Origin of the sequence: Mucilaginibacter flavidus, assembly GCF_024055575.1 — a bacterium.
GTDB classification, from domain to species: Bacteria; Bacteroidota; Bacteroidia; order Sphingobacteriales; family Sphingobacteriaceae; genus Mucilaginibacter; species Mucilaginibacter flavidus.
In genome coordinates, this window is record NZ_JAMXOE010000001.1 from 25,809 (window position 1) to 52,153 (window position 26,345).

Genomic DNA, 26,345 nt, shown 5'->3' on the forward strand with positions numbered 1-26,345 from the left:
AAAATGGAAAATAGAGTAGGCGAAAAACATTAAAAAACATCACCATGCCAAGCGCAATTTACCAGTATGTGTATTACGAGCCGCTAAATGTTGGCGGCCCCGAAACCAGGCAGAACAGAAACCCTGCCACATCATCAAAATACCTGCCCGTACCCGGGATTTTGGTACCATCAACCAATGTGCTTGCTACCGGCAGCACATTCACTCCTGATGTTCCTCCGGCCAGTCATAGCTTCGCCGGGCATACCTATAATTTTGGTTTTATGAATGTTTCAGGCTGCGTTGGCGCAGGCGAGACATCAACCGACATTGCTCACCTGCCAGGCTCGGCCCCGCTTGCCCCGCTGGTTGTAGGCAACGCGGTTATCAATATATTAGTGGTATACATTGTTCATGGCGGCGGCGGCCCTGGCGGCGGCGGTCCGGGCATTTACCTTGACGCCTTCAATGAAACAACAGGTGCTTTCCTTGACAATTTCTTTATTACCAGCATAGCGCCTGATAATTCTTTAACTTCAAACGTTAACGTTTACGGCTCCTTACCTGTTGAACCGCACGCGGAAACGCTTGTGGCAGCTGCCCATCCCATTAACACGCCAACAGTTGTAAACAGCACGGCGGTGTTTGATAAATGGGTAAAGCTGGAAGGCCCGGCGGGCAACCCGGTAATAAGCGGCAGTAGCCTCAACTTAGGCGTAAACGCTTCAACCCCTTCGGATATAGCTGCGTTTGCATTTTATAAAGACCGTGCATCAGTATATATCACCGGCGGCTATGAGAGCCCTGATATCCTGCTGTTTACACCATTCAGCCCCACTTCGTTGGGTACACTTTTGCCAATCGGAAGTTCTTCGGTAGTATCCGGTGTACACTATGGGTTTGCTGCGGTAGTACATAATGATTCAGCTTACGAGGTAAGCACCAAAGTAACGTTCTGGAACATCCCCGGCGGCGTTGGCACATCAGGTGCAATGCTTGATACGCAAACAGTTATTATTCCTGCTACCAGTTCTGCAACTGTTATATCGTCATTGCCGTTTATTAATACAGGCGGCCATACCTGTGCGGTGGTTAGTATTGATACTGACGATTCTCCCTGCCAGTTCGATCCGACCTCGTCAGCAGATTCGGTTAACATACCGAACCCGCTGCCTGTTGGTCACAACTGTTCGGCATGGAGAAACACCAACACAATTAGTGTAAGCCCCGGCGCTGAATGGAATTTCGAAATTGCTTTGGGCGATATCCAACATTACGGAGAAGCGCAGATTGGGATCCAATTCAACGTGCAACATGCAGCTGCTGATTTTGCACGCAATGAAAAAGCCTTTGAAGTAATTAAGGAACACCGGCGCATTTATTCCAAAACGCCGCCTTATCTCATCCCGGTGCTCAGGAAAAAGCTACCTTCAGTCGACCTTAAACCTGTGGTTAAGCTGGTTTCGAAGGGCGAAATAGAAGACAGGAAGGGTGAAGGCTATTTATTGAGGTTTGCTGACAAAACTGCAACCGGCTTTAAAGTTTCGGGTGTAGTACCTGCAAATGCCAAGGCTGGTGATACTTTCCTTGTTCAGCTTACTGCTCATTATCCAAAAACAGGGCGTGTTCCTGCGAAGTCTATTGGCTTCCTCCAGATACTGGTTGTGAAAGATAATTTGCGGGTAAAAGGTAAATAAGTAAATCTGATTCGGCCCGTTCGTAGTATTCCTTCGCAATACTAAGGGTTGAAATTGTTCAAATCCTGAATATAAGGGTTTCATTCCGTTGAGGTTTGAAACCCTTTTTTATATTTTGGCGAGGGCGTAAAATCGAAAGAGCAAATATTTACGCAGTTTCAATAATCTGTATATCCCTTCCATCCTCAACCCGCAGTACAGATAATGCCGCCAAAAACATAAATACACCGGCTATTACCAATGCATAAATAGCATGCCCGTTGTAAAAATGCTTTACTATGGGGCCACCTATTATACCGTTAACAATTTGCGGGAAGGTGATAAAGAAATTGAATATCCCCATATACACCCCGATTTTTTTGGCGGGGATTGAACTGGAAAGGATTGCATAAGGCATCGCCAGGATGCTTCCCCATGCCAGGCCGATACCTATCATCGGTAAAATAAGCAGGTAATCGTTTTGAATAAAAAAGATTGATATCAAACCGATACCACCCATGGTTAACGAGAAAGCATGTGTTTTTTTACGGCTCGATTTGCGTACAATCCGGGGCAGCAACAATGCGTATATGGCCGAGGTAGCATTGTAAATACCAAACAACACTCCTACCCAGTTACCTGCATTGTTATACGCAACCGACGATGTATCGCCAGCTGGGATATGGTAAACGTGATCGGCAATAGCTGGTGTGGTAAACACCCACATGGAAAACAAGGCAAACCAGGAGAAAAACTGAACTACGCCAAGTTGTTTCATAGTTTTAGGCATATTGGCCAAATCGGATATAATCTCGGCTATACCGCCTTTTTTCACAGTATCTTTTGGTTCAGGCTCATGAAACTTCGCGTACTCTTCGGGCGGATACTCTTTTGTTTTAACTACCGTCCACACAATACTGGCTATCAAAACAAGCCCGCCAACATAAAACGAAAACAACAGGTTGTCAGGCACATGCCCCGGCGCGGCAGTTTTGGCAATACCCAGCCAGTTGGCAAAAACATATGGTAGCCATGACCCAATAACGGCGCCTACACCTATCAAACAGGTTTGCATTGAAAAGCCTGAATCATGCTGGCTATCGGGCAGGTTATCCGCAACCAATGCGCGGAAAGGTTCCATCGCCACGTTAAACGATGCATCCATTATCATCAGCATACCTGCACCAACCACAATCGGCGGAATGATGGCAGCCAACATCGACGAATTCGGCATAAAAAACAAGGCAAGACCGGATAGAATAGCACCGGTTAAAAAGTATGGACGACGGCGACCGAGACGGTTCCAGGTGCGGTCGCTGTAATGACCGATGATCGGCTGCACTATCATGCCTGTAATAGGCGCGGCCAGCCAAAACCACGACAAATGCTCCACATCGGCGCCGAAGGTTTGCAGTATGCGGCTGGCGTTCCCGGTTTGCAGGGCAAAGCCAAACTGTATACCCAAAAAGCCGAAGCTCATGTTAAATATCTGCCAAAAACTCATTTTTGGTTTTTGCAAAATGCCGCGTGTTGCCATAATTTATATTAGGTTCATTTTATTATTCATTGGTCTGTTTTGTTCATTGGTTCAGTGGTTCATTAGTTCATTGGTCTGCTTTGACAACCGTTATGCAGGCCTGTCAAACTTTTCACCAATGAACCAGTGAACAAATGAACTAGTGAACCAACTAAAACTCCAGCAGCATCCCGCTTGCGGCAGGAAGCTTAATTGTTACTCCATCATTTATGTCGTGGCTGAAAAATTTTGCCCCGCTTAAAATATCGGTAAATTCCACCGATGTGTTTATCTGCAGCTTATGGCGCAAGTCATCGGGGAGTTTTACAATAATATTTTGTTCTGAACGGTTAAAATTGGCAATTACTAATATACGTTGTTTGGCGGTATACCGGGCAAAAATGTAAAGCTTTGTGTTAAAGCCCGGTTGGTGCTCATTGGCTACCATCAATTCATAAAAACTACCTGAGTTTAACGCTTCATTATTATGCACCACATTTAATAAATTGCTGTAAAAGTTACGCAGGCTTTTTTGCTCTTCGGATAATTGTCCGCCATCGAATTTGCCGTTGTTAACCCACTTCTGGTGTTCGGGCACTCCCCAATAATCAAATATAGTGGTGCGACCGTCATCACCGCCAAAACCTTCTGCCCCGGCACCGGGTTCACCAACTTCCTGGCCGCTGTAAACCATAACGGGTCCGGTAGCTAAAGTTGCGGTTACCACCATGCCAGGTACTGCATACCATGGATTGCCGGCAAAATCGCGCGAGGCTATGCGCTGCTCGTCGTGGTTTTCCATAAAGCGTAGCATGTGCTCGTCGATGCCATTGCTGTCGTTATGCCAAACTTGGTTAATATCCCAGGTAGTGGCATTTGGTTGGTCGCACGTTAAGCGACGGATGGCCTCGTAAAGGCCAACTTTATCATATAAGTAGTCGAACTTTCCGGTGTTGATATATTTGCTGTAAAGTGTGCTGTTATAAGCTTCGCCGATAAAAACAAGCCCTGGGTGTTCTGCCTTTAGCTTCGGAATTACCCAGCCCCAAAACTCGAAGGGCACCATTTCCACCATATCGCAACGGAAACCATCGACGCCCTTAGCGGCCCAGAAATTCAGGATATCATACATCTTGTTCCAAAGCTGGGGTATCGGGTCGAAGTGCGGGGTACGGTTATTTTGGTAATCAACCCCATAGTTTAACTTCATGGTTTCAAACCAATCGTTTATCGAGGGAGAGGCCGAAAACACATCGTTGCCAGTTGCTTTTGCGGGATGCTCGTCAAATTTGCCATCTTTTAGCGGGCTCTTAAACTCATCGCCTCCCGGATTGTAGCCACCGGGAACCTCCAAGTGCTGGTTTGGCATATAGTAAAAATCGTTCTTAGCACTAAAAGCTTGCGTTGTATCATCGTCCTGTCCAAAATCCCTCACCCCTGCCGGCTTTACGTCTGAGCCATAGGTGCGGGCCACGTGGTTGGGAACGCAATCCATAATTACTTTCAGACCATTTGCATGAGTGCGTTTAATCAGGGCCTCATATTCGCGCACGCGGTTTTTAACGTCGACGGCCAAATCAGGATCGATATCGTAGTAATCCTTTATGGCATATGGTGAGCCGGCACGGCCTTTTACAATGTCCGGGTCATCAGCCTTAATGCCGAAGGCGGAATAATCCGTCATGGTTGCATGCTCTATCACACCAGTAAACCAAACATGCGTAAAGCCCATCTTTTTTATTTCCTGCAGGGCCTTGTCGTTAATATCGTTCAGCTTACCAACCCCATTTTCTACAATCGAGCCGTTCGGCTTGTTCACTGTTTTGGTGTTGCCAAATAAGCGGGGCAGCATTTGGTATATTATAAGTTTATTATTGGCTGATGGTTGTTCCATTTTTTTTGTTCGCGCCTTTTGCCTTACCTGCGAAATTGTGCTTAATGGCATCAATAATACCAAAATTACAGCTACAAAATTCGTGGGTTTGGCATTCAGCATAAATTCATCATTTATGCCTCAATCAATAATTCGTCATTTGCCTTTACCACCTGCTCTTTATCGTGGATTAGTACAGAAGTAGAGTTACCCGACAGGTTCTTTATCTGTACACCGTCCTTGCTCACCTTAATATTCAGCACCGCGCCGCGGAAACCGATATGGAAAGAGAACGATTTCCATTTACCCGGCAAAAACGGCTGGAACGACAGCTTGCCATCCTTCACGCGCATACCGCCAAAACCTTCAACTACGGCCATCCAGGTGCCGGCCATCGAGGTGATATGGCAACCGTCTTCAGTATCGTTGTTGTAATCGTCCAAATCCAAACGCGCAGTGCGTAAATAAAACTCGTAGGCGCGTTCTTCGTCACCCAATTTTGCAGCTAAAATAGCATGCACACAAGGCGATAGCGATGATTCATGAACTGTACGCGGCTCATAAAAATCGAAATTGCGGCGGATGGTTTCCAAATCATAATCGCCCTCAAAAAAGTAGATACCCTGCAAAACATCGGCTTGCTTAATGTAGCATGAGCGCAGTATCCGGTCCCAACTCCATTTTTGGTTGATGGGGCGGTCGGCAGCAGGCAAATCTTTTACTAATATCTGTTCTTTATCAAGGTATCCGTCCTGCTGTAAAAACACCTGCTGCTTTTCGTCGTACGGATAGTACATTTTTGCAATGATATCCGCAAAACGGGTGGTTTCCTCGTCTTCGTTAAAGTTGATTTTGCTAACTAGCGCCGCATATTTTTCTGGTTCAGTTGCCTTAACTTTTTCAACAACCTCAATGGTATATTTCATGCACCAGGCAGCCAGCGTGCTGGTATACCAGTTGTTATTTACGTTGTTTTCGTACTCGTTTGGCCCGGTTACGCCCAGCATCACATATTGCTGGCGCTCGCCCGACCAATTAACCCTTTGCGACCAGAACCTTGTAATTGCTATCAGCACTTCCAAACCATAATCGGCTAAATAAGCGTCATCGGCAGTGTACCTAACATAATTGAATATGGCATAGGCGATAGCGCCATTGCGGTGTATTTCTTCAAATGTTATTTCCCACTCGTTATGGCATTCGGTGCCATCCATGGTAACCATAGGGTACAGCGCGGCCCCGTTGGTAAAACCAAGCAGTTTTGCATTATCAATGGCTTTACCCAGTTGTTTGTAGCGGTAAAGCAACAGGTTTTTGGTTACCTTTTGGTCGGCTGTCGACAGGTAAAAAGGGACACAATAAGCCTCGGTATCCCAATAGGTTGAGCCACCGTATTTTTCGCCGGTAAAACCTTTGGGGCCGATGTTCAAGCGGTCATCCTCGCCAGTATAGGTTTGGTTAAGCTGGAAAATATTAAAGCGGATGGCCTGCTGTGCAGAGGCATCGCCCTCGATAATGATATCGTTCATTTTCCATTTTTCGGCCCAGGCTGCGGCCTGTTCGGCCAGCATAGTATCAAAGCCTTTGGTGGTGATACGCGATAAAGTATCTTTTAATTTGGCAGGCAAATCAGCCGCCGCATAGTTTTGCGACGACAAGTTTGCAGCATATTTTATAATGCTGATGCTTTGCCCTTCGGTTGCCTGTAATTTAAATTTCGCAGCTATGTATTTTTCTTTGGTGACTGCCTGGGTATTCAATTTCACGGCTTCATCGCCCTGGAAAACCCTGATAAGCATACCGGTTGCTACTTCGAAACCTGTTTTTTTGGTACGCAATTGGATAAAACCGCCGTCGTTCCAGCTTTCTTTTTTTATTTCGTCCCAGAACTTCTCGTCGTAGTTGGAATCTTTGTTTATAACATCACCATCAATGAAAGTGGTAATGGTTAAATGCCCGCTGAAGTTTTGAGGAGTGATGGTATATTTTATCGCACCGGCCTCATCGTCGGCCATGCTGCAAAAACGGATAGCCTCAACTTCAACAATTTTACCACCGGTTGTTTTTGCAGTGAAATTTCTTTTTAGATAGCCCGCCTGCATGTTCAGCTCGCGACGGAATTGCAGTACTTCGCATTTAGCCAAATCCAAAGTTTCGCCATCAATGTTGATGTCGATACCTATCCAGTTGGCAGCGTTGAGTACTTTGGCAAAGTATTCGGGATAGCCATTTTTCCACCAGCCCACGCGGGTTTTATCGGGGTAATAAACACCTGCAACATAATTACCCTGCAGCGTTTCGCCGCTATAGGCTTCCTCGAAGTTTGCCCGCTGGCCCATGCGGCCATTGCCCAGGCTAAAAATACTTTCAGATATTTTATTATGATGCGGGTTAAAACCTTCTTCTATGATCTTCCACTCATCAACTGCAATGTAGTCCTTCATTCTTTATTGTAATAATGTATTTCAGTCAAAATCTTTATTCAAGCTTGTCTTTGCGAGGAACGAAGCAATCTCGTCGCCTTGCTTATTCATCATGTATCTTCGCCCTGTATGGCGGCGACGAGGTTGCTTCGTCGTACCTCCTCGCAATGACAAAGTTTTTTATAACTCAAGTTTGTTATAATTCGAGTTTTTTAAATGTTTTACAACCTGTGCAACAATTCCAAACTCATCTTATCCAGCCCACTCAGCACTATATTAGCCTTATTCAGTACGGCTGGTTCACCAATACCCACTACCTTCATGCCGCCGTTTATAGCTGCTTCAACGCCTGCAATGGCATCTTCAAACACAACACATTCCGCGGAGCTTACCCCAAGTGCCTCGGCGCCTTTTAAAAATACTTCAGGATCAGGTTTAGCTTTGCTTACGTGGTTGCCATCAACAATGGCATCAAACAAATGCGCCATGTTTATTTTAGCAAGTATGGTTGATGAATTTTTACTGGCCGAGCCCAGTGCCGTTTTTATCCCGGCAGCGCGGCAAGCCTCTAAAAATTCTTTGGCGCCCGGCAATATTTCGGCGGGTGTCATCTGGTTTATCATGTCGACATACCAGTTATTTTTCTGCGTAGCCAGTTCGGTTTGTTCTTCAGCGGTTTTGGTAACGTGGTTAAGTTCCAATATTATCTCCAGCGAACGTACGCGGCTAACGCCTTTCAGCAATTCATTGTCATGTTCGGTGAAGTTAAGGCCAATCTGATCGGCCAGGCGTTTCCAGGCTTTATAATGATAAACAGCCGTATCAACTATCACACCGTCGAGGTCAAATATGCAGGCTTTAATAGTACTCATTTTTTTAGTTGGCAAATTTAATTAATTAGGGCATAGTTACTTACACATTTTGCGGCGACAACTATTTTTACGAATTCCCTAATTAACGGTTCAAAAATCATCGTTCAATTGTTAAATCCTAAATTACTTAGGCTCATTTTATTATGTATCACTCGCCTCACCCTGCCCTCTCCAAAGGAGAGGGTTCAAAAAGAGCGCAGCTAAGTCCTCTCCTTTGGAGAGGATTATTACATGAGGGCTGCGCCGTTTAGGTGAGGCGAACCCATCCTGCTTATTTATCCCCCAGCTCCAAAACCAAAGTCGATTTTGGGCCGACAGTGAGCTTCGACAAATCCAAACTTTCGCCGGTGATAACGTTTTTTGCAGTTTTTACATTTTTTATCCGTTCGTCGTAACGGGCGGTTGGGGTGGTTACTTCTTTATCATTGCTGTTGTAAACCACCATTACCGTTTTTTTGGCATCGTACCTGAAGTACACGTATATGCCATACTCCGGCAGGTATTGCATCATTTTACCGTTGTGTAAAACAGGGGTGTTTTTACGATAGTTGGCCAGTTTGCGCACATAGTTAAAGGCATCGTTTTCCTTGTCGTTGCGGCCATCAGCAGTAAACTTATTGTTTTTATCACCATTCCATCCGCCGGGGAAATCCTCACGCACCAGGCCGTCGGGGTTTGAGTAATTTTTCATCAGGATCTCATCACCATAATACATTTGCGGCACACCGCGCAGCGTCATCAGCATAGCCATCGCCGATTTGTATTTATTAATGTCTTCGCCCACCATTGATAGCGCACGGCTCATATCGTGGTTATCTAAAAATATGGTGTTACGGGTAACGTCCTGGTACATAAAATCCTGCGCGATGGTGGTGTACAGGTGGGTAACGCCGTTATCCCAGCCGTCGTGGCCATTCAACGCCTCATAAATGGCATCTTTAACAGCGCCATCGGTTATTGCAGGCAGGTGGGTATCAAAGCCACGGTTAATGGTGTTCCCCTCGGTGAAGTAGGCCTGCGTGTAAGGTAGCGGCGTGAGTACCTCGCCGAATATTGTCATCTTCGGAAATTCAGCTTTCACATCAAGCGCCCATTTAGCCATGTAGGCTGGGTCGTTGTACGGGTAAGTATCAAGCCTCAGTCCATCAACACCGGCGTATTCAATCCACCAGATATGGTTTTGGGTCAGGAAGTTTTGAACGTAAGGGTTGTTTTGGTTCATATCCGCCATACGGTGGTCAAACCAGCCGTCAAGCATCAGTTTACGGTCAATCGCCGATGCGTGGGGGTCCATCACAGCCTCATATTTAAAGTTCGACCTTGTATATTTGGGCCATTGGTGCACCCAGCTTTTCATTGGCATATCCAAAATGGTGTAGCCTTCGGTTCCGGCGTGGTTGTGCACCAGATCCATCACCACCTTCATGCCCATGGCGTGGCATTTATCTACAAATTGTTTATACAATGCATTGGTGCCATAACGGGCGTCAATTTTATAATGGTCGGTAACCGCATAGCCGTGGTATGACGCATGAGGTTCATCATTTTCAATAGCCGGGGTAAGCCATATTGAGGTAACGCCAAGGTCTTTCAAATAATCAAGGTGATTAATAATCCCCTGCAAGTCCCCGCCATGGCGGCTGAACATCGAATCGCGGTGGATGCCCTGCTCGCGCATATTATTAAACGAGTCGTTTGCCAGGTCGCCGTTTGCAAAGCGGTCGGGCATTATCAGGTACATTAAATCTTTGGTGGTAACACCTTGCGCGCGGTTGGGCGAATGGTCGCGGGCCTTCAGCGCATAACTATAAATTAACGGCTTTTCACCGGCTTTAAGAAACTTTATCGGGAACGTTCCCGGTGTAGTACCCGAAGAAACGCGTAAATCGAGGAATAAGTAATTAGGATTTTCAACTTTATGCACCGCAACCAGCTTTACACCGGGGTAGTTTAGCTCCACTTTGCGGGCGGCAATGTTGTTGCCATGCACTATCAATTGAACATTAGGATTCTGCATCCCAACCCACCAAAACATGGGTTCTACGCGTTCCAGCGCAGGAACTTGCGCAAATGAGCCCATTGCCATACACAGGCAGCAAGCCGTAAAAAACAATACTTTTTTCATACCAGGATTAACCAGACTATAATTGGAGGGGCCGACGAATTTTTCGGGCAGCCGCGTTTCAAATTTAAAATAAAATTGATTCGTTGTATGGAAAATTGAAATTTAGTTTGGGAGAGGGATTTTGCTGTGAATAGCAATGTAATTTTAGTATAAGTTAAATCGTATCTTCTAATTCTTTCAATTCTTTTTGCTTGACCAAGCCTTCGGGGATATCGGGATAGAATTTGTTTAGCAGATGTTTTATTACTGATATACTTTCGATAGTTTGATAAGGGGGCATGGCAAGGCCATCAATGAGTTCGGACACCTGTTTTGCTTTAATTGCTTCGTACTGGTTTACAATTATCGGCAGACTGCTATTGGTTTTATGCAACAATATCATTTCCTCAGTTTTCCTGATGTTTTCAACGAGGTCTTTTAGATGATGATTCCGTTTCATGATAAACAAATTTAAGCAATAATTTCGTAGCGGCGTATCGAATGCGCCCCGGTAATACTGGGATTATAAATAAATGATCATCAGCGTGGTGGCGAGGGCTTATGCTATAAGCCCCTACACTTCTGTAGGTTGCGGAACTGTCGTTTTGTTCACGCAGGGCGGTGCCCTGCGCTGGCAAGTTTGACCCATTCAGGGTCAGGAGGAATACTTTCAATTGGATTCCTAAGCCTGAAAGGCTTCAATATATCAGCGCAGGTCAACTGCCTGCGCGAAACTGCAAGGGTCAATCACGCCCATCATTCAAACCTCTTCAAATAAACCTCCAATGGCTCCATTCCCATCTTTTTCCTCAATGCGTTAACCTGTTTAGGATATTTTAGCGGAAAAGGCGTTGCTTTATGGGTTTTAGGATTGGTGCGTACCTGCGTGCCGTAGATCTGCCTTTGCTTTTTGTTTACCAAAACCCTATCGGTTAGCAAGGCATACTCTTCCTTGCCGGCATTATTCTTCGCTACCTCAATTTTCATTAAAGCCAAAACTTGCTCCTGGAAAGAGATATCATCGTCGCAATGATCAACTATTGCCCAAAAATCTATCGACCACTCTCCTACCAGGCTAAAACCGGGATAGCCGTATTTTTTTATAATAGCCTTTGCTTTTATTTGGTTGAGACTGTCGGCTTCGGCCCATTTTTTTTGAATGGTTTCTTCGCTGTAAGCGGATGGCTGCTGCTTCGCAAGCTTAGCCTCTTCTTTTCGCCAAAACTGGTCGTTCTTAAACATTGAATCTATTTTTTGGATGAGCAGGGTATCATGCTTAGCTGTTTGGGCGGACGATTTTGCAGCGATGAAAATGCAGGATAAAATAATGAAGGTTGATATTTTCATTTTGACTTGATTGAAAACTAAAAATATAGTTTTTAAACTGAAGAAAAGAATATTATAAATTTATTTGTGTAACCCAAACGTTACTTATATATTTGCGTAACCCATAAGTTACGCGTTTATGCAGCGAGACCTTGTTATTAAATGGCATTTTCCGCACCCTGCTGAAAAAGTTTGGGAGTGCCTTACCACGCCCGAGCTGATTAGCCAGTGGCTGATGAAAAACGATTTTAAACCCGTAGTGGGCCATAAATTTAACTTCCACACCAAACCAATTCCCAAAATGGGCTTCGATGGTATTGTTTATTGCGAGGTAACGGAGATTGTACCCGGTAAAAAACTGGTTTACACCTGGAAAGGCGGATCTGCGCCGGATAATTTATCCCTCGATACCATATTAACATGGACCCTTACCCCGCGGGAAGATGGCACAGAATTGTTATTGGAACACAAGGGCTTTAAAGGGTTTAAAAACTATATTACGAGTATATTTATGGGCAGCGGCTGGCGCAAACATATTCCCGGCCGCATGGCCCAGGTTTTAAATGAAATGAAATGAGAACAACGTTAGACCCCTTCCAGGCGATTGCCGACCCCAGCCGTCGCGAGATTTTGATGCTGCTTACTAAAGACAAGCAAACTATAAACGGACTTGCCGGCAATTTTGATATGAGTCGACCAGCAGTATCAAAACACGTTAAGGTTTTGTACGATGCCGGGCTGATCATCATAAACAACCAGGGCCGCGAACGTTATTGCGAACTAAGTCCTGATGGTTTTAATAGTGTAAAGGAATGGCTCGGCTATTTCGATAAGTTCTGGAGAAACAAGCTCCAAAACCTGGAGAACCTGTTAAACGAACACGCAAAAGCCCATTAATAACTCAACCATTTGGAAAAGGTGTAACTAAGTTGAAGGGTAATGGTTCATGCCGGATGGGAATTAGTTGCAGTGGTAAGTAGCAGTAGCAGTCTCATCTATTTAGTGCCACTTACCACGGCTACTGCTACTAATTTCCCACCTTCTACCATAAGCTATGAACCATCAACCATGAACTTTTCCTATCTTTAACGCCTATTTAAAACTATGGCGACAGAAGTTAAATGCCCCAGCTGCGGGTTCGGGTTCCCGATTGAGGAAGTGATGGCCGAGGAGTACAAAAAGGAACTTCGGGTGAAGATGCAGGAGTACACGCATCAGAAGGAAGAGGAGTACCGCAAAAAGGAAAATGATTTTGTAAACCGCGAAAAACTGCAGGTACAGCAATTTGAACAGCGCCTTGCCGACGAGAAAAAACTATTGCAGCAGCAGGTAGAGCAAAGTCTGCGCAAATCCATCGCTACCGATTTTGAAAACCAAATGCTGATGCTGCAAAGCAGCGTTGCCGAGAAAGACGAAAAGCTAAAGCTTGGTCGCCAGAAGGAACTGGAATTTTTGCAGAAAGAAAAAGCCCTGGCGGATAAAGAGGCCGAGCTTGAACTGGCCCTGCAGCGCAAATTGCAGGAGCAGCGCAACGAGCTTACCGAACAAATACGCAAACAGGAAAGCGAAAAGTTTAACCTGAAAGATACCGACTACCAGCTAAAAGTTAAAGAGTTGGAGAAACAGCTTGACGACCAGAAAAAACTGGCCGAGGAAATGAAGCGTAAAGCCGAACAAGGCTCAATGCAGCTACAGGGCGAGGTGCAGGAGCTTATACTTGAAGACTTGCTACGCGTTAATTTCCCCTTCGACGTAATAAGCGAAGTGGGCAAAGGTGTGCGTGGCGCTGATTGCGTGCAAACCGTGCGCAACCAGTTTGGACAGGAGTGCGGCCGGATTATTTATGAAAGCAAACGCACAAAGGATTTCGGGGCCGACTGGATTGAAAAATTAAAAAAGGACATGCGCAGCATAGGCGTTGATGTAGCCGTTATTGTGAGCCAGTGCTACCCCAAAGGCATGGACTGCTTTGGCGAACGCGATGGCGTTTGGATTTGTTCTTTCGACGAAGTGCGGGCTGTAGCCTACATCCTGCGCGACGGTATTCTGAAGCTGAGCAACCTGGCCAAATCGCAGGACAACAAGGGTGACAAAATGCACCTGCTGTATGATTACCTCATCAGCAGCGAGTTCAGCGAACAATGGAAGGCCATACGCGAAGGTTTTCTGAGCATGCGCATGAGCATTCAAAAAGAACGCGACGCCATGGAAAAACTCTGGAAAGCCCGCGAAAAGCAGTTGGAAAAAGTACTGCTTAATGCCGCCCATATACAAGGCTCGATAGAGGGTATCGCCGGCAGCGATGTGATACAATTGAGTTTGACAGATGATGAGGATGCGTTGTTGTTAGAATAGACCCAAACTATTTTTGTCATTCTGAACGTTGTGAAGAATGACAAAAATAGTTTTATTTGATTTTTGCAATTATCTGATTGACTTTCGCAAACTTCCTGCGCCATTTTCACCCCATCTTTGTTCCCAACAAAATAAACAATCATGAAATTATCGAACAATAAAATATTAATAACAGGCGGTGCAAGCGGCATCGGGTTGGGGCTCACCGAAAGGTTTATCAGCGAAGGCAATACTGTAATTGTGTGCGGCCGGCGCGAAGACGTTTTAAAAGAAGTTGCGGCTAAACACTCCGGATTGATTACCAAAGTTTGCGATTTAGCTGTTGAGGCAGACCGCGTTGAACTTTACAACTGGGTAGCTGAAAATCACCCTGACACGAATGTACTGGTAAATAATGCCGGCATGCAAAACTGGATGAACATTACCGACGACACCTTTTTCGACCGGGCGCAAACCGAGATAACAACCAACATAGCGGCACCTGTACATTTGACAGGGCTTTTTGCCGGCTTAAAATCGCTAACCACCATTATTAATGTTACATCGGGCCTGGCATTTGTGCCGTTTACAAAAGTGCCGGTTTACAGTGCAACCAAGGCATTTTTCCATTCTTTTACGCTATCAGCCAGGCACCTGCTAAAAGCCAAAAATATTGAAGTAATTGAACTAATCCCACCCGCACTGAACACCGACCTTGGCGGCAAAGGCCTGCACAATTTTGCGCAACCGGTAAGTGAATTTATCGATTCAGTTTTTGCGCAACTGGCTGAAGGCAAAACCGAAATAGGCTTCGGCTTCGGCGCCATCATTGCCAACGCGGGACCTGAAGAGGTATTGAGTGCTTTTAACAGATTGAATCCGGAGCAGTAACCAACACCCTCCACTTCCGTCGTTGCGAGGAACGATCCGCCAGCTGGCGGACTGCTAAGGACAATCATGGACCTTGATTTCTTTGGTGACCAAAATGCGGCATTTAGGTCGCCACAACGTTTTTGTTCCTTTGATTTGCATGTGCAGTCCGCCAGCTGGCGGATCGTTCCTCGCAATGAAGATACCCGTTAATTTACTGACTACTCTTTACCACCACACAGCCCTAAACCTGCGCAGCTCCCCCTATCCTGACAGTCCCTCAATAGCTTTGTATAAATTTAATATTACTCTACTTCAAAAATAATACAGAATTAATATTTAATTTTAAGGACTAATTTACACCCCTGTTAATACATGATTGTCCGTACCTTTATACAACAGCACGAGGATTTATCGCAAGTACTTTTTTACGCCTTGATAATCACTTCTTTGTGGGTAGCTGAATGTATTATTGGTGCAACAAAGCCGAAATCAAAGGCTCCGCATACGTTTCTAAATGCATCCTTTATTTTTACCGCCCTGCCGCTGCAACTTTTGCTCACCATTTTTATCATCCTGATTTTAAAGTGGACAAACGCCAACCATTGGGGCCTCATTTACTTTATACCCTATCATCTTAACAAATGGGTATACTACATCAGCCTGTTTTTATTGATGGACCTTGGCGAATATACGTACCATGTTATCATGCACAAGTTTGATATTTTGTGGCGGTTTCACCTGGTGCATCACAGCGATTTAAAGGTTGACGTTTCGACAACCCTGCGCGAGCACCCTATTGAAACCTGCATCCGCACCTGCTTTTTAATGCTTTGGGTGTTTTTGCTGGGTCCGGGTATAGCGTTGCTGATGATACGGCAAGCCTTTCAAAGCTTTTTTAATGTATTGGCGCATACCGAATTCAGGCTGCCCCGCAAACTGAACATGGTAGTTGGCGCCATATTTATTACCCCCAACCTGCACCATGTGCACCACCACTACCAGCTGCCTTATACCGACTGTAATTATGGCGATGTGCTATCCATTTGGGACCGCCTGTTTGGTACCTACCAGGAACTACCCGCCGAAGAAACCCATTTTGGAATTGATACCCATACTGACCCGGTTGTTACCGGCCGCTTTGTAAATATTTTAAAAATCCCGTTTCAAAAGCTGGTGCGAAAGTAGGTTTACGGCGTCGGGCTAATCTTAATAAATAACAATTGTACAGATACAGCCTTTTTATTTTCTTGTTTTTTTATGCTGCGGCTGCATTTTCGCAGACTGAAAGCGCTTCTTCGCGCTTTTATTTTCCGGGGATGATAGGCGTTAATATACACCTTACGGACCAGCACCAGCATTACAAGCGTGGCTTTGTGCTAAACACGGCAATGGAATACCGGCCCGACAATAACCCCGTATTCTTCCGCTTTAATTACGACGGCATAAGCAGCAGTTATATAAGCGATGGCGGCCCTTACCAGCAAACCAACGTACAAAGCGGCACGCTGCATGTTAATTATTTTGTAGTGGGCGCCGGTTACCGCAAAAAAATAAAGGGAATTGGCTTGTATCTTTTGGCGCAAACAGGCCTGGAGCAACGCAACTACGACATGGTATCAGGCAGCACCACGGGTTACACGATAAAACAGGTAAGCAAAACACAGGCAGCATTTAAACTGGCCGGTGGTTTTGAATATTACCTTGCACCGCATTTCGCACTGGTAGCCGAACCTGCTTATTATCCAAACCTTATCCAGCACCGCTACACCTCATCGGCAGGAAACCTAACCTTTAGCATTGGTTTCACCACCACGCTTTTCTAAGTTGAGTTCGATATAAGGATTGGTAGACCACAGTTTTTATCGTCGCCTCACCTAAACGGCGCAGCCCTCATGTAATAATCCTCTCCAAAGGAGAGGACTTAAACTTCGCTCTTCGAAATTTACTTTTCAGAGCCTCTCCTTTGGAGAGGGCAGGGTGAGGCGACCACCAATTATTGTGGTTTCACCCGCAACTTAATCGATCATGTTCTTATATTTAACTCAGTTCTTCTAACACACCACCCGCTACTGCCTACTCACTGCTTACTACTCACCACTCACTTACTTCACCACCACACTCGCCGTACCCTTAATATCTCTTGACGACGCCCCGGCAAGTAACATATACTTACCCGGTTCAACCACCCATTTATTGGTCTTGTTATCAAAATAAGCCAGATCCTTAACCGGGATGCTCAGGGTTACGCTGGCGGTTTGGCCGGCGGGAATGTTGACCTTTTTAAATGCTTTCAACTCTTTGTCTGCACGCTCAACAGCTGAGTTTGGTTTGCTGATGTACAGCTGCACGGTTTCCTTACCCGCGTATTTGCCGGTGTTGGTTACTTTTATAGTTGCTGTAATGTTTTCGGCTTTGGTGTAGCTTGTTTTGCCGGTATGCAAGGCTGCATATCTATAATTGGTGTACGACAGGCCGTACCCGAAACAATACATCGGCTCGATTTTTTTAGTATCGAACCAGCGGTAGCCCACTAAAATCCCTTCCTTGTATTCTACTTTCAGGTCGGTGCCTGGGTAGGCGTTTAGGGCGTGCGCGGGCGAATCTTTCAGTTCGTTCGGAAAGGTAAACGGCAGCCTGCCCGATGGATTTACTTTGCCCAGCAGCACATCGGCCAGGGCATTACCATTTTCCGACCCGTTATACCACGACCATACCACGGTGCTGTTGTTCTTTTTTATTTTACCAAGGTCATAAGGCGCACCGGCGACTACCACTACAATGGTATTGGCATTAACCGCAGTTACAGCATCAACCAGTTGCTGTTCGCCAAAAGGCAGGGTTAAATCCTTGCGGTCGCGGGCTTCGCTTTCCCATTCGCGGTTGCCACCGACGAACACTATAGCCATATCCGACTTTTTAGCTGCAGCAACAGCCTGCGCAATTAACGCCGTATCGGGCTTGTTATATTTGTTGCTGGTATCGCGGCGCTGCGGCTTATAAACGCCGGAGTAGCCTTGCGCGTAGTTAATGGCGACTGCCTTACCCAGCCTGTTTTGCAACCCGGCCAGGGCAGTAACCTCGTACCTTGCCTTTACCCCTGCCCCAAAACCACCCAGGTGAAACATTTCCGTAGCATTGTCGCCAATTATAGCAACACTTTTCAGGTTACCGGTATTCAGGGGTAGCAAATGCTGTTCGTTTTTTAATAACACTATCGACTCTGCCGCAATATCGTAAGCCGTTTTGCTGTGTTCCGGGGTATTTATTTTCCCTGCGGGTGGGTTGGTAGCCATTACCGTATGGTACATTACCCACAAAATGCGGTGTATTTTTTCATCAATAACCGCCATGCTTACCTTGCCGGCCTTTACCGAATCGAGCAGTGGCTGGGCAAAAAAGTATTTACTATAGTTGCCGCCGCTGCCCATTTCTAAATCCAAACCGTTATTGGCGGCATTTACTGTGCTGTGCGTGCCGCCCCAATCGCTTATCACTATCCCTTTAAATTTCCACTCGTCTTTTAAAATAGTGTTGAGCAAATAAGGGTTTTCCGAACAGTAAACGCCCCGTATTTTGTTATAGGCCGACATTATCGTCCATGCATTTGCCTCGGTTACTGCCGCTTTAAAAGCAGGCAGGTAAATTTCGCGCAAAGTGCGTTCATCCAGTTCAACGCTTACCCGCCCGCGTTCCACTTCCTGGTTGTTTGCGGCAAAATGTTTTACACAAGCGGCTATACCCTGGCCCTGTATCCCGTTAACCGCCTGCACCGCCAATCTCGAATTCAAAAATGGGTCCTCCGAATAATACTCATACGTACGCCCGCAAAGCGGGGTACGGGCAATGTTAAATGCCGGTACCAGCATAATCCATTTTTTGCGCCAGCGGGCCTCTTCGCCCATATCATGCCCGTAGCGGTAAGCCAGCCCCGGGTTCCAGGTAGCCGCAAGTGCCGACCCATTCGGGAAAAACGTCGCCGAATCAGTAGTTAAGTTGGCCGAGGCCCAGCCTTCCTTTAAATCTTCGCGCACACCAAGCGGACCATCATCCGTCATTAAACCCGGTATGCCTAGTCGCGGTACGCCAGCCGTGCCGAAAATGCTGTTGGCATGCAGCATGCTTATCTTTTCTTCGAGCGTGAGTTTTTTAATGATGCCGGATATTTTGGCCTCGAGCGCCTGGCTGCTTTGGGTTTGTGCATGGGCTTTGGTAAACGTCAGCATAAATGCGACGATGGTTAAGCTGGCGAAAATTTTAATTTTCATGGGTGGTGGATAATTGGTTGAATCGCGGGCCACAAGCCCCGATAAGTGTAAAGTAAACTCAATATACGACTAAATTAACAACTACCGGGGTATTGTTAAAATAGTACCGGCATTTACACGATTTAACGGATTTGAGAATGGTAGCCGATAATGCTGAGTATCCATCACGGATTCTCAAAAAAAATGTGATGACGTACGGGTAGCTTCGAAGTTTAATTTCTTCTTAGAACTTAGCGTTGCCCCCGCTCAATTGCCGCGGAGGCTGTTACTTTTTTCGCAATTTTTATTGGTTTTTTATTGGCGCTCAAGAGGCTTCGCGTTTTGCCGGGCTACCCTTTCCAGCGTCTACCCTGCAATGCAAAAATTTCCTATGCCCTGCCCAACGTACAGGCCGGCAGCGTTTTGGGATTTCGCCCGAAGCTTATCTGCTGACGGGAAACCACAAAACAACTGTAAGTCAATAAGTAAGATAGAAAAGCGGGGCGGTTTTTTTTGGGGTGGACGGCGGACTATCCCGCTTTTATAATCTTATATTTCTCCATCAGCGCAGCATCGGCATACTTATCATCCAGCCGGCGCGAAGATAATATGATAAAAAGGCCCAATATACCGAGCAGGGCGCCCGCCACCATACCATCAAACCCACCAATAACCCTTTTACGGCCCTGGTAAGCACAAAATCGCACAAAAAAAAGCCATATAAATAATGCCATCCGGATAGGGTTTCGCTAAAGATAGCGGAAAAGCAGCAAATGTGCAAAGGGCGACGCGTTCTGCCACAGAAATCGCTTTTGCTGCAGGCCTGCGACCTGCGCTGACGGATGCCACCCTTTGGGGCTGGGTGATTATCGTTGTTTACGCGACATCGGACTCAAATTACTTTTAAAATAACTAGCGTTTAAATTGAAGAACAATCTCAAAAGCCCCAAAGGGGCGTAATTCATTAGCGCAGGTCGCAGGCCTGCGCGGAAAATGCGAGGTAAAAGCGGTTTCCCTGTGCGGTTGTACATAGTAAGCCGGTCGCTGATGCGCCGCCCGTTTCCTTTATAGCTATCGGGAGGGCAGGGTCATAGCGCCGGCCTGTTTCTTTATAAATTTAATCAGTCGCAGCTATCATGCAGCCCCGACAGCGTGGGAGCCGCCTCTTCGCTGCCGCAAGCGTCCTCGCTTGTGGCCCGCTGACAGGTAGCCAGCGTTCTTAACATCATCCGGGTAGCCCGCTTTACAATCAAAGCGGACTATTTTTATGACACAGAATTTGTAGCTTTAAAGCCTGAGCCGTAACTATAAATTCCCTAACCCGGAGGGGATATATTTTGTAAGTTTTGCCACCGTATTTTGGGTTGATGTGTTTGTGCGCAGGTTATAATTTGATTGCATAGTTGAAAGCCTGAACCAATGCGTAGATAAAAAGGGAATGGAAATATATGCCTGGTGCATAATGCCCAGCCATATTCATTTAGTTTTCCGGTCGGCAACCGAAAAACCGGAAGATTTGATCGGCGGGTTTAAATCATATAGATCACGAAAGCTGATAAACTTATTGAAGAAAATCAACAGGAAAGCCGGCGCGAATGGCTGTTGAATTCCTTTAAAAAAGCAGGGGTAGCTAACTCAAACAATTCAAAAAATCAGTTTTGGCAGCAACACAACCAGTCGATTGAATTATGGACCGAAGCGGTTTTTCAGCAAAAAGTTGATTATACGCATAATAAGCCTGTAGAAGCCGGCTTTGTTGAAAACGACTTTGAATATTTATACAGTAGCGCGCGTGATTATTGCGGGATAAAGGGATTGGTAAAGGTGATAATTGATTAAATAGTTTGCTACCTGTCGCTTTGTTACTTGTCAGCGGGCCACCCCGATAAATCGGGGCGGCAGCGTAAAAAAGAAAAACGCTAGCGGGAGCAGGGGGTTTTGGTTTTCGCTGCATAGCCTAGTTACCTAAAAAAATATCTCAAATAATCACAATAAATTAAAGTAGCTTTATAAACCTTACTTGTCATATTATGGATATCGAAAATAATGAAGAAGATTCTAGTAAAACCAACGAAACACAACTTAAAATTAGAACTCTTGAAACTGATATTTTAGATTTCACTTCAGAACTACCATATTGGGCTCAATATTTGTCGGAAAAAATATTGTCGGGCGACTCAGTTTCGGAGGCAGATTATCAAGTAGCCTATGGCTTTCTATTAGAGGATTCAGGGTTACTTGAAAAAACTGAAAGACCCCAAATAAGCATAATTTGCAAGAGCAACTCGGGTCTTTATAAGAATGATCTTCAATTACTTAAACTTTTCGGCGTAGAGGGAATTAACGCGCTTGTTTCCGATCAAACGCTTGAATTTTGCCCCAATCTTACAATAATTTATGGCTCTAATGGATCCGGGAAGTCTGGTTATATTCGTTTATTGAATAATGTATTTATAACTAAAGGCGATAAAACGATTTTACCAAATGTCCATGAATCTACTGTGCTTGACAAAAAAGCCAAGTTCAACTTTTTGTCAAATGAACAAAACTATGTGCTAGACTACCCTGGCGATTGTTCTAACTCTGAATTTAAGCAATTTTCGGTATTTGATGAAAAAGCGGTTCACGCTCATTTAGACCTTAAAAATCAATTTGAATTTCGTCCATCAGGTTTGTCTTTTTTTGCTGAACTTATTGAAGGGTACAAAAGGTTAGAGGAGTTAATACATGAGGACATAGGCCAACATTCTAAATTCCCGGACGTGTCGGTTTTCTTTGACGGAGATTCTGAGATAAAAAATATTATCACTCAACTGTCCTCCAAGTCAAAAATTGAACATTTTAAATCTTACATCCCTTTCACGACCGACGACAAAGATGGAAGGATCATTCTTGAGGAAAAAAAAGCCCGATTAATTGCTTTAAAAAAAGACAAAGAAATACAAGATTTAGGTCACTACAAATCGTTACTTGTGAATCTAAAAGCCTCATTTAATAATGTTAATCGCTATTTCACTAATGATCAAATAACTAAAGCCGGAGAAAAAATAAATGATTGCATAGCTAAGGAACAACTCGCTGCAAATAACAATATCGATCAATTTAAATCAAATTTAATAAAAGATGTAGGGGGCTTGGAGTGGAAAAACTTCATAATTGCGGCAGATAACTTTGCGCGATTGCAACAAGAGAATACATCCTATCCCCAGCAAACTGATATCTGTTTGTTGTGCCAGCAACCTTTGTCGCCTGAAGCAATTACATTAATTTCTGCGTATTGGTCATTTATCAAAAGCAAAGCGGAGCAAGATAGCAAAGAGGCGCAAAATGCGTTAGACCAATCAAAAACTATGTTGCACAACTTAGAGTTAAATCTATTGCCCGACTCTAATATTCTACATAAGTGGCTATTAGAAAATAAATCGTCTGAACTCAAAACTATTGTTGAATTGCTTCAAAATCAAGTAAAATTGCGTGGTGCGTTGATTGCCGCGTTAAATACAAAGACGATATCGTATTTAAAAGAAGTTCAGTTAGATACGACCATATTAGATGACATTATTAATGATCTGGACCAACGAATACTAAGTTTACAAAAGTCGGATGTTTCCAAAGACATTTTAGAACTTCAGCAAAGGATAACATTCTTTAATCATAAAGAAAAATTAAACGATCATATTTCGACAATTCAAACAACAATTTCAGAAATGGATTGGGTTAGTAAAGCGCAAAAAGCAAAGAGTAAAATTGCCAAACGAGATATAACTAACAAAGAAAAAGAGCTATCTGGAATGTATTTTAATCAAGCTTATATCGATAAATTTAACGAAGAGTGTATCAAGCTAAACGGAGATTTTGGAATAAGTATCAACCACACCGCTTCAGCCGGAACTTCATATCGGCAATTATTTATAAAAGGGAAACAACCTTCGGAGGTATTAAGTGAAGGTGAGCAGAAAGTCATATCGCTTGCTGATTTTTTATCTGAAACGATTTTATCAGGGGTTAATAGAGGCATTATTTTTGATGATCCTGTAAACTCCCTGGATGAAAAAAGAAAAGGCAAGATATCAGAACGATTGATTGAAGAATCGTTGTCGCGGCAAGTGATAGTTTTCACACACGATCTGGTTTTCGTCTCTCAGTTAATTACTAGTTGTGAGGATGGTGGTAAAAAGCATCTTTGCCACTGGATTGAAAAACGTGATGGTAAGCCAGGTTATATATCCCTAGAAAATGCACCGTCATATGAAAAAGAATATAGAAACAACAACATTCCTTTAAATCACTACCAATCCGCTAAAAAGATAGATTGTACCGCGAAAGATAGAGAATCGCATATTAGGGATGGTTTTACTAGTTTGAGAACGTGCTATGAGGTGCTGGTAATTAATGGCCTTTTTAAAAACGTTGTTCAGCGATTTAATGAAAGAGTAAGTGTTGACACTTTAAAAAATGTAAACTTTGACGTCACTGTCAGAGACGAAATTTCAACTGGTTTCTATAATTGTTGTAAATATATGGAGGGTCATTCGCATAGTGACGGTTATCCTTATCAAAAGCCAGAACTTGATAATTTAAATGAGGAAATTCAGCGGTATAATGCAATAAGGGCCAAAGTCACAGCCAAACCTTCAAAGTAGTTCTAAAATAATCGTTCGAAAATATCAAGGCAGTTATATAATCTTTCGATCCAACATTTTGCAATTTCAAGACCTATTGCTTCTACCTCTAGTGGTTCTAAACTGTGGCTCGAATTATTGTTAATAGTATTAAGGGCTTGCGGCTCTTTCGAAACTGCATTTTGCCACAAACCGTTATCGAGCCTTATAAAAAAGCTATCTTCTACAAATCGGTTTTTAAAAGAAATTAGAAATTCTGGCATGTCCCATTTAAGTGGCTCTTTAACTACAACATCGGTTTCGAGCCCTTTTATCACTGTTTTTATATTAAAAGTATTCATTCAATATATTTTTAATCAATTCAAAAATACTAAATAAATTAGCATTTACAATTATTTACTAAATAAATTAGTAAATAACTTTTCTCCCGCTGTCCGTAGTTTCCAAACTAAGGACGACTATGCCTGGAGACTTTGTCTCCATTAAGCCTCCCGCTGCTAATAGTTTCCACCGTGCATAACACTTATTGCATTATTAACCGCCATCATTTGTTTTGGTATTCGCCGGCACATTTGGTTCGTTAAAGTTATCACTCCCTTTTTGCCGGATGCGATTGTCGCGCGCCGTCGTCCCTAATATTTGAGCCACCAGTTCTGGGCTGAGCATTTTATCAATTGTAGATGTTTTGCGGTCCCAATCGGGGTTGAGCTTTAAATGTGGGGGTGGCTTTTCTTGGTCATTGGTCAATACGTGACTAATTATTGGCGGGGACTGTATAACCTGCGCGGTTGTGTGCTCCCCATAAGGCCCTTGTTCATACGTAATCCCCGGCTCCGGAAACCCCTCCCTACCCTCCCCCGGGAGGGAATCGCACGGGGCTGCCGCTTTTTCATCCGGATATTTTTTTTGGTCGTTGGTCATTAGTGCTGGTTGTATGTCTTGTGTGGTTGTGTACTCCGCAGCAGGCCTTTCTTCATATATAATTCCTGGCTGCGAAAACCCCTCCCTGCCCTCCCCTGGGAGGGAATCGCACAGGGTGGCCGCTTTTTCTACGTCATTGGTCAACAATGGATTGGAATATCGAAGCAGCCGGTTTACCGTAGCCAGGCCTACGCCCAACTGGTCGCTTATTTCGCGCTGGCTGTGGCCGTCGGCGGCGAGGGCGGCTATTTTATTGGCCAGGTGTTGGCGGTCTGCGGCGGTGCGGGTGAGCAGGTGGTGGCGTTCGGGGCTGTAGCCTTCAAACTCAAAATGCAAAAACGTGCCGGGCTTTTGGATGCTGCACAGGGCTACATTGTCGTGGCCGTAGCGTTGGCGGGTATTGCGCTGTTTGATTTGCTTGAGGTAGCAAAGATCAGTGTCGGCGGTGCTTTTGCCGATGGCGAAGGCGCTGTCGGCAAAGTTGATGAGCAGCTTGCTGCCGTGCAGGTCGTCTGCGCTGATGGGTTGGGTGGCGTTCCGGCGTTTTGGGGTATGCGCCAGTACGAGTATGGACAGGTTGTGTTCGGTTTTTAACGCTTTGAGGCTTTTCATCAACGCAAGCGCCACCGCCGAATTTTCAGTGCCGCCACGCAGGCAGGTAATATTGTCGATTATCAGCACGGTGGCCTTCGCCTGGTTTACTTTATATTCGATTGCGGCAATGAGCAGCTCGTTTTCGTTGACATTGGGCGGCGGGTCGGGGATGAAATTATACTGGGCACGGAAAAAATTATCCGAAAATTTATAGTCTTCTTCGCCCCGGCTGTAACGCAAGCCGAACTGGGCTTTGCTTAGCTCGAAATCGATGTAGAGCACACGGGCGGGCGGCGCCTGGCAGGTGAAAGGTGCAATGCTTTGTCCACGGGCAATGCTTTCGCCGATCTGCACAGCCAGGATGGATTTGCCGATGTTGGTATCGGCGAACAGCATACACAATTCGCCCTGGTGCCAAAGCTCGCCCAGCAGCATTTTGGCTTCGGGTTCGCGCCGGGCGAGTTCCAGCCAGCGGTTGCCGTTTTCGATGGTAAACATGCGGCGAATGTCGTCGGGACTGGGTCGCGCGGGTTCGGGGCGTGATTTTCTCCTGGCGGGGCGGTACGGCAGTCCGCGGCCTTCGGCGCGCAATTGTTCAATGATGGGCGGGCGTTCGGATAGTGGGTTGGTTTGCATGGGGATAGTGATTACAACAAATTTAAGGGGTTGTTTTGGTTAAAGTGCTGACACTGTTTTGTCAGTACTTGGGGCGATTTGTAGGCGTGAAATTTAACCATAGGAGATACGGAGGATGCACAGAGCGCACAGAGATGGAAAAGAAGGCGGTAAGAAAATGAATTTAACGGCTCAGTGACCTCGGCGTTTTTTTCTCAGTGTCTTTGTGGTTAAATGTTCGCCCTTGTTTGTGTTGTCACCGACAAGACAGGGTTAGAATGGTGAAAACACCAACAAAGGCGCAATTTCTGTCAACTCAAAAAAGCGGAACACCCTGATTATAAACAAATTACAGCAACACATCCCAAAACGC

Annotated in this window: 21 protein-coding genes; 10 read left to right on the forward strand and 11 right to left on the reverse strand. The window is 45.0% G+C overall.

From position 1 onward, the window contains the following. Positions 1–44 precede the first annotated feature (44 nt). Positions 45–1,676 carry a hypothetical protein gene (locus NAF19_RS00110; protein WP_252787699.1) on the forward strand — a complete coding sequence of 544 codons (1,632 nt, stop codon included), beginning with the start codon at positions 45–47 and terminating at the stop codon, positions 1,674–1,676. A gap of 148 nt (positions 1,677–1,824) precedes the next feature. Here the strand turns inward: NAF19_RS00110 and NAF19_RS00115 are convergent, their stop codons facing one another. From NAF19_RS00115 to NAF19_RS00145, 7 genes are all read right to left on the reverse strand, one after another. Next, complete coding sequence (locus NAF19_RS00115) at positions 1,825–3,192, reverse strand: MFS transporter (protein ID WP_252787700.1); 1,368 nt, start codon at positions 3,190–3,192, stop codon at positions 1,825–1,827. A gap of 151 nt (positions 3,193–3,343) precedes the next feature. Further along, positions 3,344–5,065: an alpha-amylase family glycosyl hydrolase gene (locus NAF19_RS00120; RefSeq protein WP_252787701.1), complete on the reverse strand. Its 1,722-nt coding sequence runs from the start codon at positions 5,063–5,065 to the stop codon at positions 3,344–3,346. A gap of 113 nt (positions 5,066–5,178) precedes the next feature. Next, entirely contained in the window at positions 5,179–7,488 is a 2,310-nt protein-coding gene (locus NAF19_RS00125; protein WP_252787702.1) for a glycoside hydrolase family 65 protein, read from the reverse strand. Positions 7,489–7,688: 200 nt separating this feature from the next. Continuing rightward, positions 7,689–8,339 (reverse strand): beta-phosphoglucomutase, encoded by a 651-nt coding sequence (pgmB, locus tag NAF19_RS00130; RefSeq protein ID WP_252787703.1) that lies wholly within the window; start codon positions 8,337–8,339, stop codon positions 7,689–7,691. Positions 8,340–8,610: 271 nt separating this feature from the next. Further along, positions 8,611–10,464 carry a glycoside hydrolase family 13 protein gene (locus NAF19_RS00135; protein ID WP_252787704.1) on the reverse strand — a complete coding sequence of 618 codons (1,854 nt, stop codon included), beginning with the start codon at positions 10,462–10,464 and terminating at the stop codon, positions 8,611–8,613. Positions 10,465–10,618: 154 nt separating this feature from the next. Beyond that, entirely contained in the window at positions 10,619–10,903 is a 285-nt protein-coding gene (locus NAF19_RS00140; protein WP_252787705.1) for a hypothetical protein, read from the reverse strand. Between the two features lie 296 nt (positions 10,904–11,199). After that, a complete protein-coding gene (locus tag NAF19_RS00145; protein ID WP_252787706.1) occupies positions 11,200–11,790 on the reverse strand; it encodes a DUF6624 domain-containing protein in 591 nt (196 codons plus the stop codon). 118 nt (positions 11,791–11,908) lie between these two features. Here NAF19_RS00145 and NAF19_RS00150 point away from each other — a divergent pair, with 118 nt between their 5' ends. From NAF19_RS00150 to NAF19_RS00175, 6 genes are all read left to right on the forward strand, one after another. Next, positions 11,909–12,346 (forward strand): SRPBCC family protein, encoded by a 438-nt coding sequence (locus NAF19_RS00150; protein WP_252787707.1) that lies wholly within the window; start codon positions 11,909–11,911, stop codon positions 12,344–12,346. Continuing rightward, positions 12,343–12,666, forward strand: coding sequence for an ArsR/SmtB family transcription factor (locus NAF19_RS00155; protein ID WP_252787708.1), 324 nt, complete (start codon positions 12,343–12,345; stop codon positions 12,664–12,666). The genes NAF19_RS00150 and NAF19_RS00155 overlap by 4 nt, the downstream gene beginning before the upstream one ends. A 207-nt stretch (positions 12,667–12,873) precedes the next feature. Beyond that, entirely contained in the window at positions 12,874–14,124 is a 1,251-nt protein-coding gene (locus NAF19_RS00160; RefSeq protein ID WP_252787709.1) for a DUF2130 domain-containing protein, read from the forward strand. A 141-nt stretch (positions 14,125–14,265) separates the two neighbouring features. Then, complete coding sequence (locus NAF19_RS00165; RefSeq protein WP_252787710.1) at positions 14,266–14,994, forward strand: SDR family oxidoreductase; 729 nt, start codon at positions 14,266–14,268, stop codon at positions 14,992–14,994. A gap of 354 nt (positions 14,995–15,348) precedes the next feature. After that, entirely contained in the window at positions 15,349–16,161 is an 813-nt protein-coding gene (locus NAF19_RS00170) for a sterol desaturase family protein (protein WP_252787711.1), read from the forward strand. Between the two features lie 35 nt (positions 16,162–16,196). Next, positions 16,197–16,799: an outer membrane beta-barrel protein gene (locus NAF19_RS00175; RefSeq protein WP_252787712.1), complete on the forward strand. Its 603-nt coding sequence runs from the start codon at positions 16,197–16,199 to the stop codon at positions 16,797–16,799. 279 nt (positions 16,800–17,078) lie between these two features. Here NAF19_RS00175 and NAF19_RS00180 read toward each other — a convergent pair whose 3' ends face one another. Together NAF19_RS00180 and NAF19_RS00185 are read right to left on the reverse strand one after the other, a co-directional pair. Then, a complete protein-coding gene (locus NAF19_RS00180; RefSeq protein ID WP_252787713.1) occupies positions 17,079–19,241 on the reverse strand; it encodes a beta-glucosidase family protein in 2,163 nt (720 codons plus the stop codon). Between the two features lie 509 nt (positions 19,242–19,750). After that, positions 19,751–19,954: a hypothetical protein gene (locus NAF19_RS00185; RefSeq protein WP_252787714.1), complete on the reverse strand. Its 204-nt coding sequence runs from the start codon at positions 19,952–19,954 to the stop codon at positions 19,751–19,753. 728 nt (positions 19,955–20,682) lie between these two features. Between NAF19_RS00185 and NAF19_RS00190 the strand changes: the two genes are divergently transcribed. The 3 genes from NAF19_RS00190 to NAF19_RS00200 all read left to right on the forward strand — a co-directional run bounded on the left by NAF19_RS00190 (position 20,683) and on the right by NAF19_RS00200 (position 23,863). Next, a complete protein-coding gene (locus tag NAF19_RS00190; RefSeq protein WP_252788579.1) occupies positions 20,683–20,826 on the forward strand; it encodes a hypothetical protein in 144 nt (47 codons plus the stop codon). After that, positions 20,823–21,059: a hypothetical protein gene (locus NAF19_RS00195; RefSeq protein WP_252787715.1), complete on the forward strand. Its 237-nt coding sequence runs from the start codon at positions 20,823–20,825 to the stop codon at positions 21,057–21,059. Before NAF19_RS00190 ends, NAF19_RS00195 begins: the two co-directional genes overlap by 4 nt. Positions 21,060–21,250: 191 nt before the next feature. Continuing rightward, positions 21,251–23,863 carry an AAA family ATPase gene (locus tag NAF19_RS00200; RefSeq protein WP_252787716.1) on the forward strand — a complete coding sequence of 871 codons (2,613 nt, stop codon included), beginning with the start codon at positions 21,251–21,253 and terminating at the stop codon, positions 23,861–23,863. A gap of 2 nt (positions 23,864–23,865) precedes the next feature. Here NAF19_RS00200 and NAF19_RS00205 read toward each other — a convergent pair whose 3' ends face one another. Both NAF19_RS00205 and NAF19_RS00210 read right to left on the reverse strand, forming a co-directional pair. Further along, a complete protein-coding gene (locus NAF19_RS00205) occupies positions 23,866–24,183 on the reverse strand; it encodes a hypothetical protein (RefSeq protein ID WP_252787717.1) in 318 nt (105 codons plus the stop codon). A 193-nt stretch (positions 24,184–24,376) separates the two neighbouring features. Further along, complete coding sequence (locus NAF19_RS00210; protein ID WP_252787718.1) at positions 24,377–25,993, reverse strand: AAA family ATPase; 1,617 nt, start codon at positions 25,991–25,993, stop codon at positions 24,377–24,379. Positions 25,994–26,345: the final 352 nt, after the last annotated feature.

Excerpts from the sequence above, each read along its gene's own strand:
- NAF19_RS00145 (WP_252787706.1), bottom strand. The coding sequence starts at position 11,790 with ATGAAAATATCAACCTTCATTATTTTATCCTGCATTTTCATCGCTGCA.
- NAF19_RS00165 (WP_252787710.1), top strand. The coding sequence starts at position 14,266 with ATGAAATTATCGAACAATAAAATATTAATAACAGGCGGTGCAAGCGGC.
- NAF19_RS00150 (WP_252787707.1), top strand. The coding sequence starts at position 11,909 with ATGCAGCGAGACCTTGTTATTAAATGGCATTTTCCGCACCCTGCTGAA.
- NAF19_RS00120 (WP_252787701.1), bottom strand. The coding sequence starts at position 5,065 with ATGGAACAACCATCAGCCAATAATAAACTTATAATATACCAAATGCTG.
- NAF19_RS00190 (WP_252788579.1), top strand. The coding sequence starts at position 20,683 with ATGCCCAGCCATATTCATTTAGTTTTCCGGTCGGCAACCGAAAAACCG.
- NAF19_RS00135 (WP_252787704.1), bottom strand. The coding sequence starts at position 10,464 with ATGAAAAAAGTATTGTTTTTTACGGCTTGCTGCCTGTGTATGGCAATG.
- NAF19_RS00205 (WP_252787717.1), bottom strand. The coding sequence starts at position 24,183 with ATGAATACTTTTAATATAAAAACAGTGATAAAAGGGCTCGAAACCGAT.
- NAF19_RS00110 (WP_252787699.1), top strand. The coding sequence starts at position 45 with ATGCCAAGCGCAATTTACCAGTATGTGTATTACGAGCCGCTAAATGTT.
- NAF19_RS00185 (WP_252787714.1), bottom strand. The coding sequence starts at position 19,954 with ATGGCATTATTTATATGGCTTTTTTTTGTGCGATTTTGTGCTTACCAG.
- NAF19_RS00115 (WP_252787700.1), bottom strand. The coding sequence starts at position 3,192 with ATGGCAACACGCGGCATTTTGCAAAAACCAAAAATGAGTTTTTGGCAG.
- NAF19_RS00170 (WP_252787711.1), top strand. The coding sequence starts at position 15,349 with ATGATTGTCCGTACCTTTATACAACAGCACGAGGATTTATCGCAAGTA.
- pgmB (WP_252787703.1), bottom strand. The coding sequence starts at position 8,339 with ATGAGTACTATTAAAGCCTGCATATTTGACCTCGACGGTGTGATAGTT.
- NAF19_RS00155 (WP_252787708.1), top strand. The coding sequence starts at position 12,343 with ATGAGAACAACGTTAGACCCCTTCCAGGCGATTGCCGACCCCAGCCGT.
- NAF19_RS00200 (WP_252787716.1), top strand. The coding sequence starts at position 21,251 with ATGGATATCGAAAATAATGAAGAAGATTCTAGTAAAACCAACGAAACA.
- NAF19_RS00160 (WP_252787709.1), top strand. The coding sequence starts at position 12,874 with ATGGCGACAGAAGTTAAATGCCCCAGCTGCGGGTTCGGGTTCCCGATT.
- NAF19_RS00125 (WP_252787702.1), bottom strand. The coding sequence starts at position 7,488 with ATGAAGGACTACATTGCAGTTGATGAGTGGAAGATCATAGAAGAAGGT.
- NAF19_RS00210 (WP_252787718.1), bottom strand. The coding sequence starts at position 25,993 with ATGCAAACCAACCCACTATCCGAACGCCCGCCCATCATTGAACAATTG.
- NAF19_RS00140 (WP_252787705.1), bottom strand. The coding sequence starts at position 10,903 with ATGAAACGGAATCATCATCTAAAAGACCTCGTTGAAAACATCAGGAAA.
- NAF19_RS00180 (WP_252787713.1), bottom strand. The coding sequence starts at position 19,241 with ATGAAAATTAAAATTTTCGCCAGCTTAACCATCGTCGCATTTATGCTG.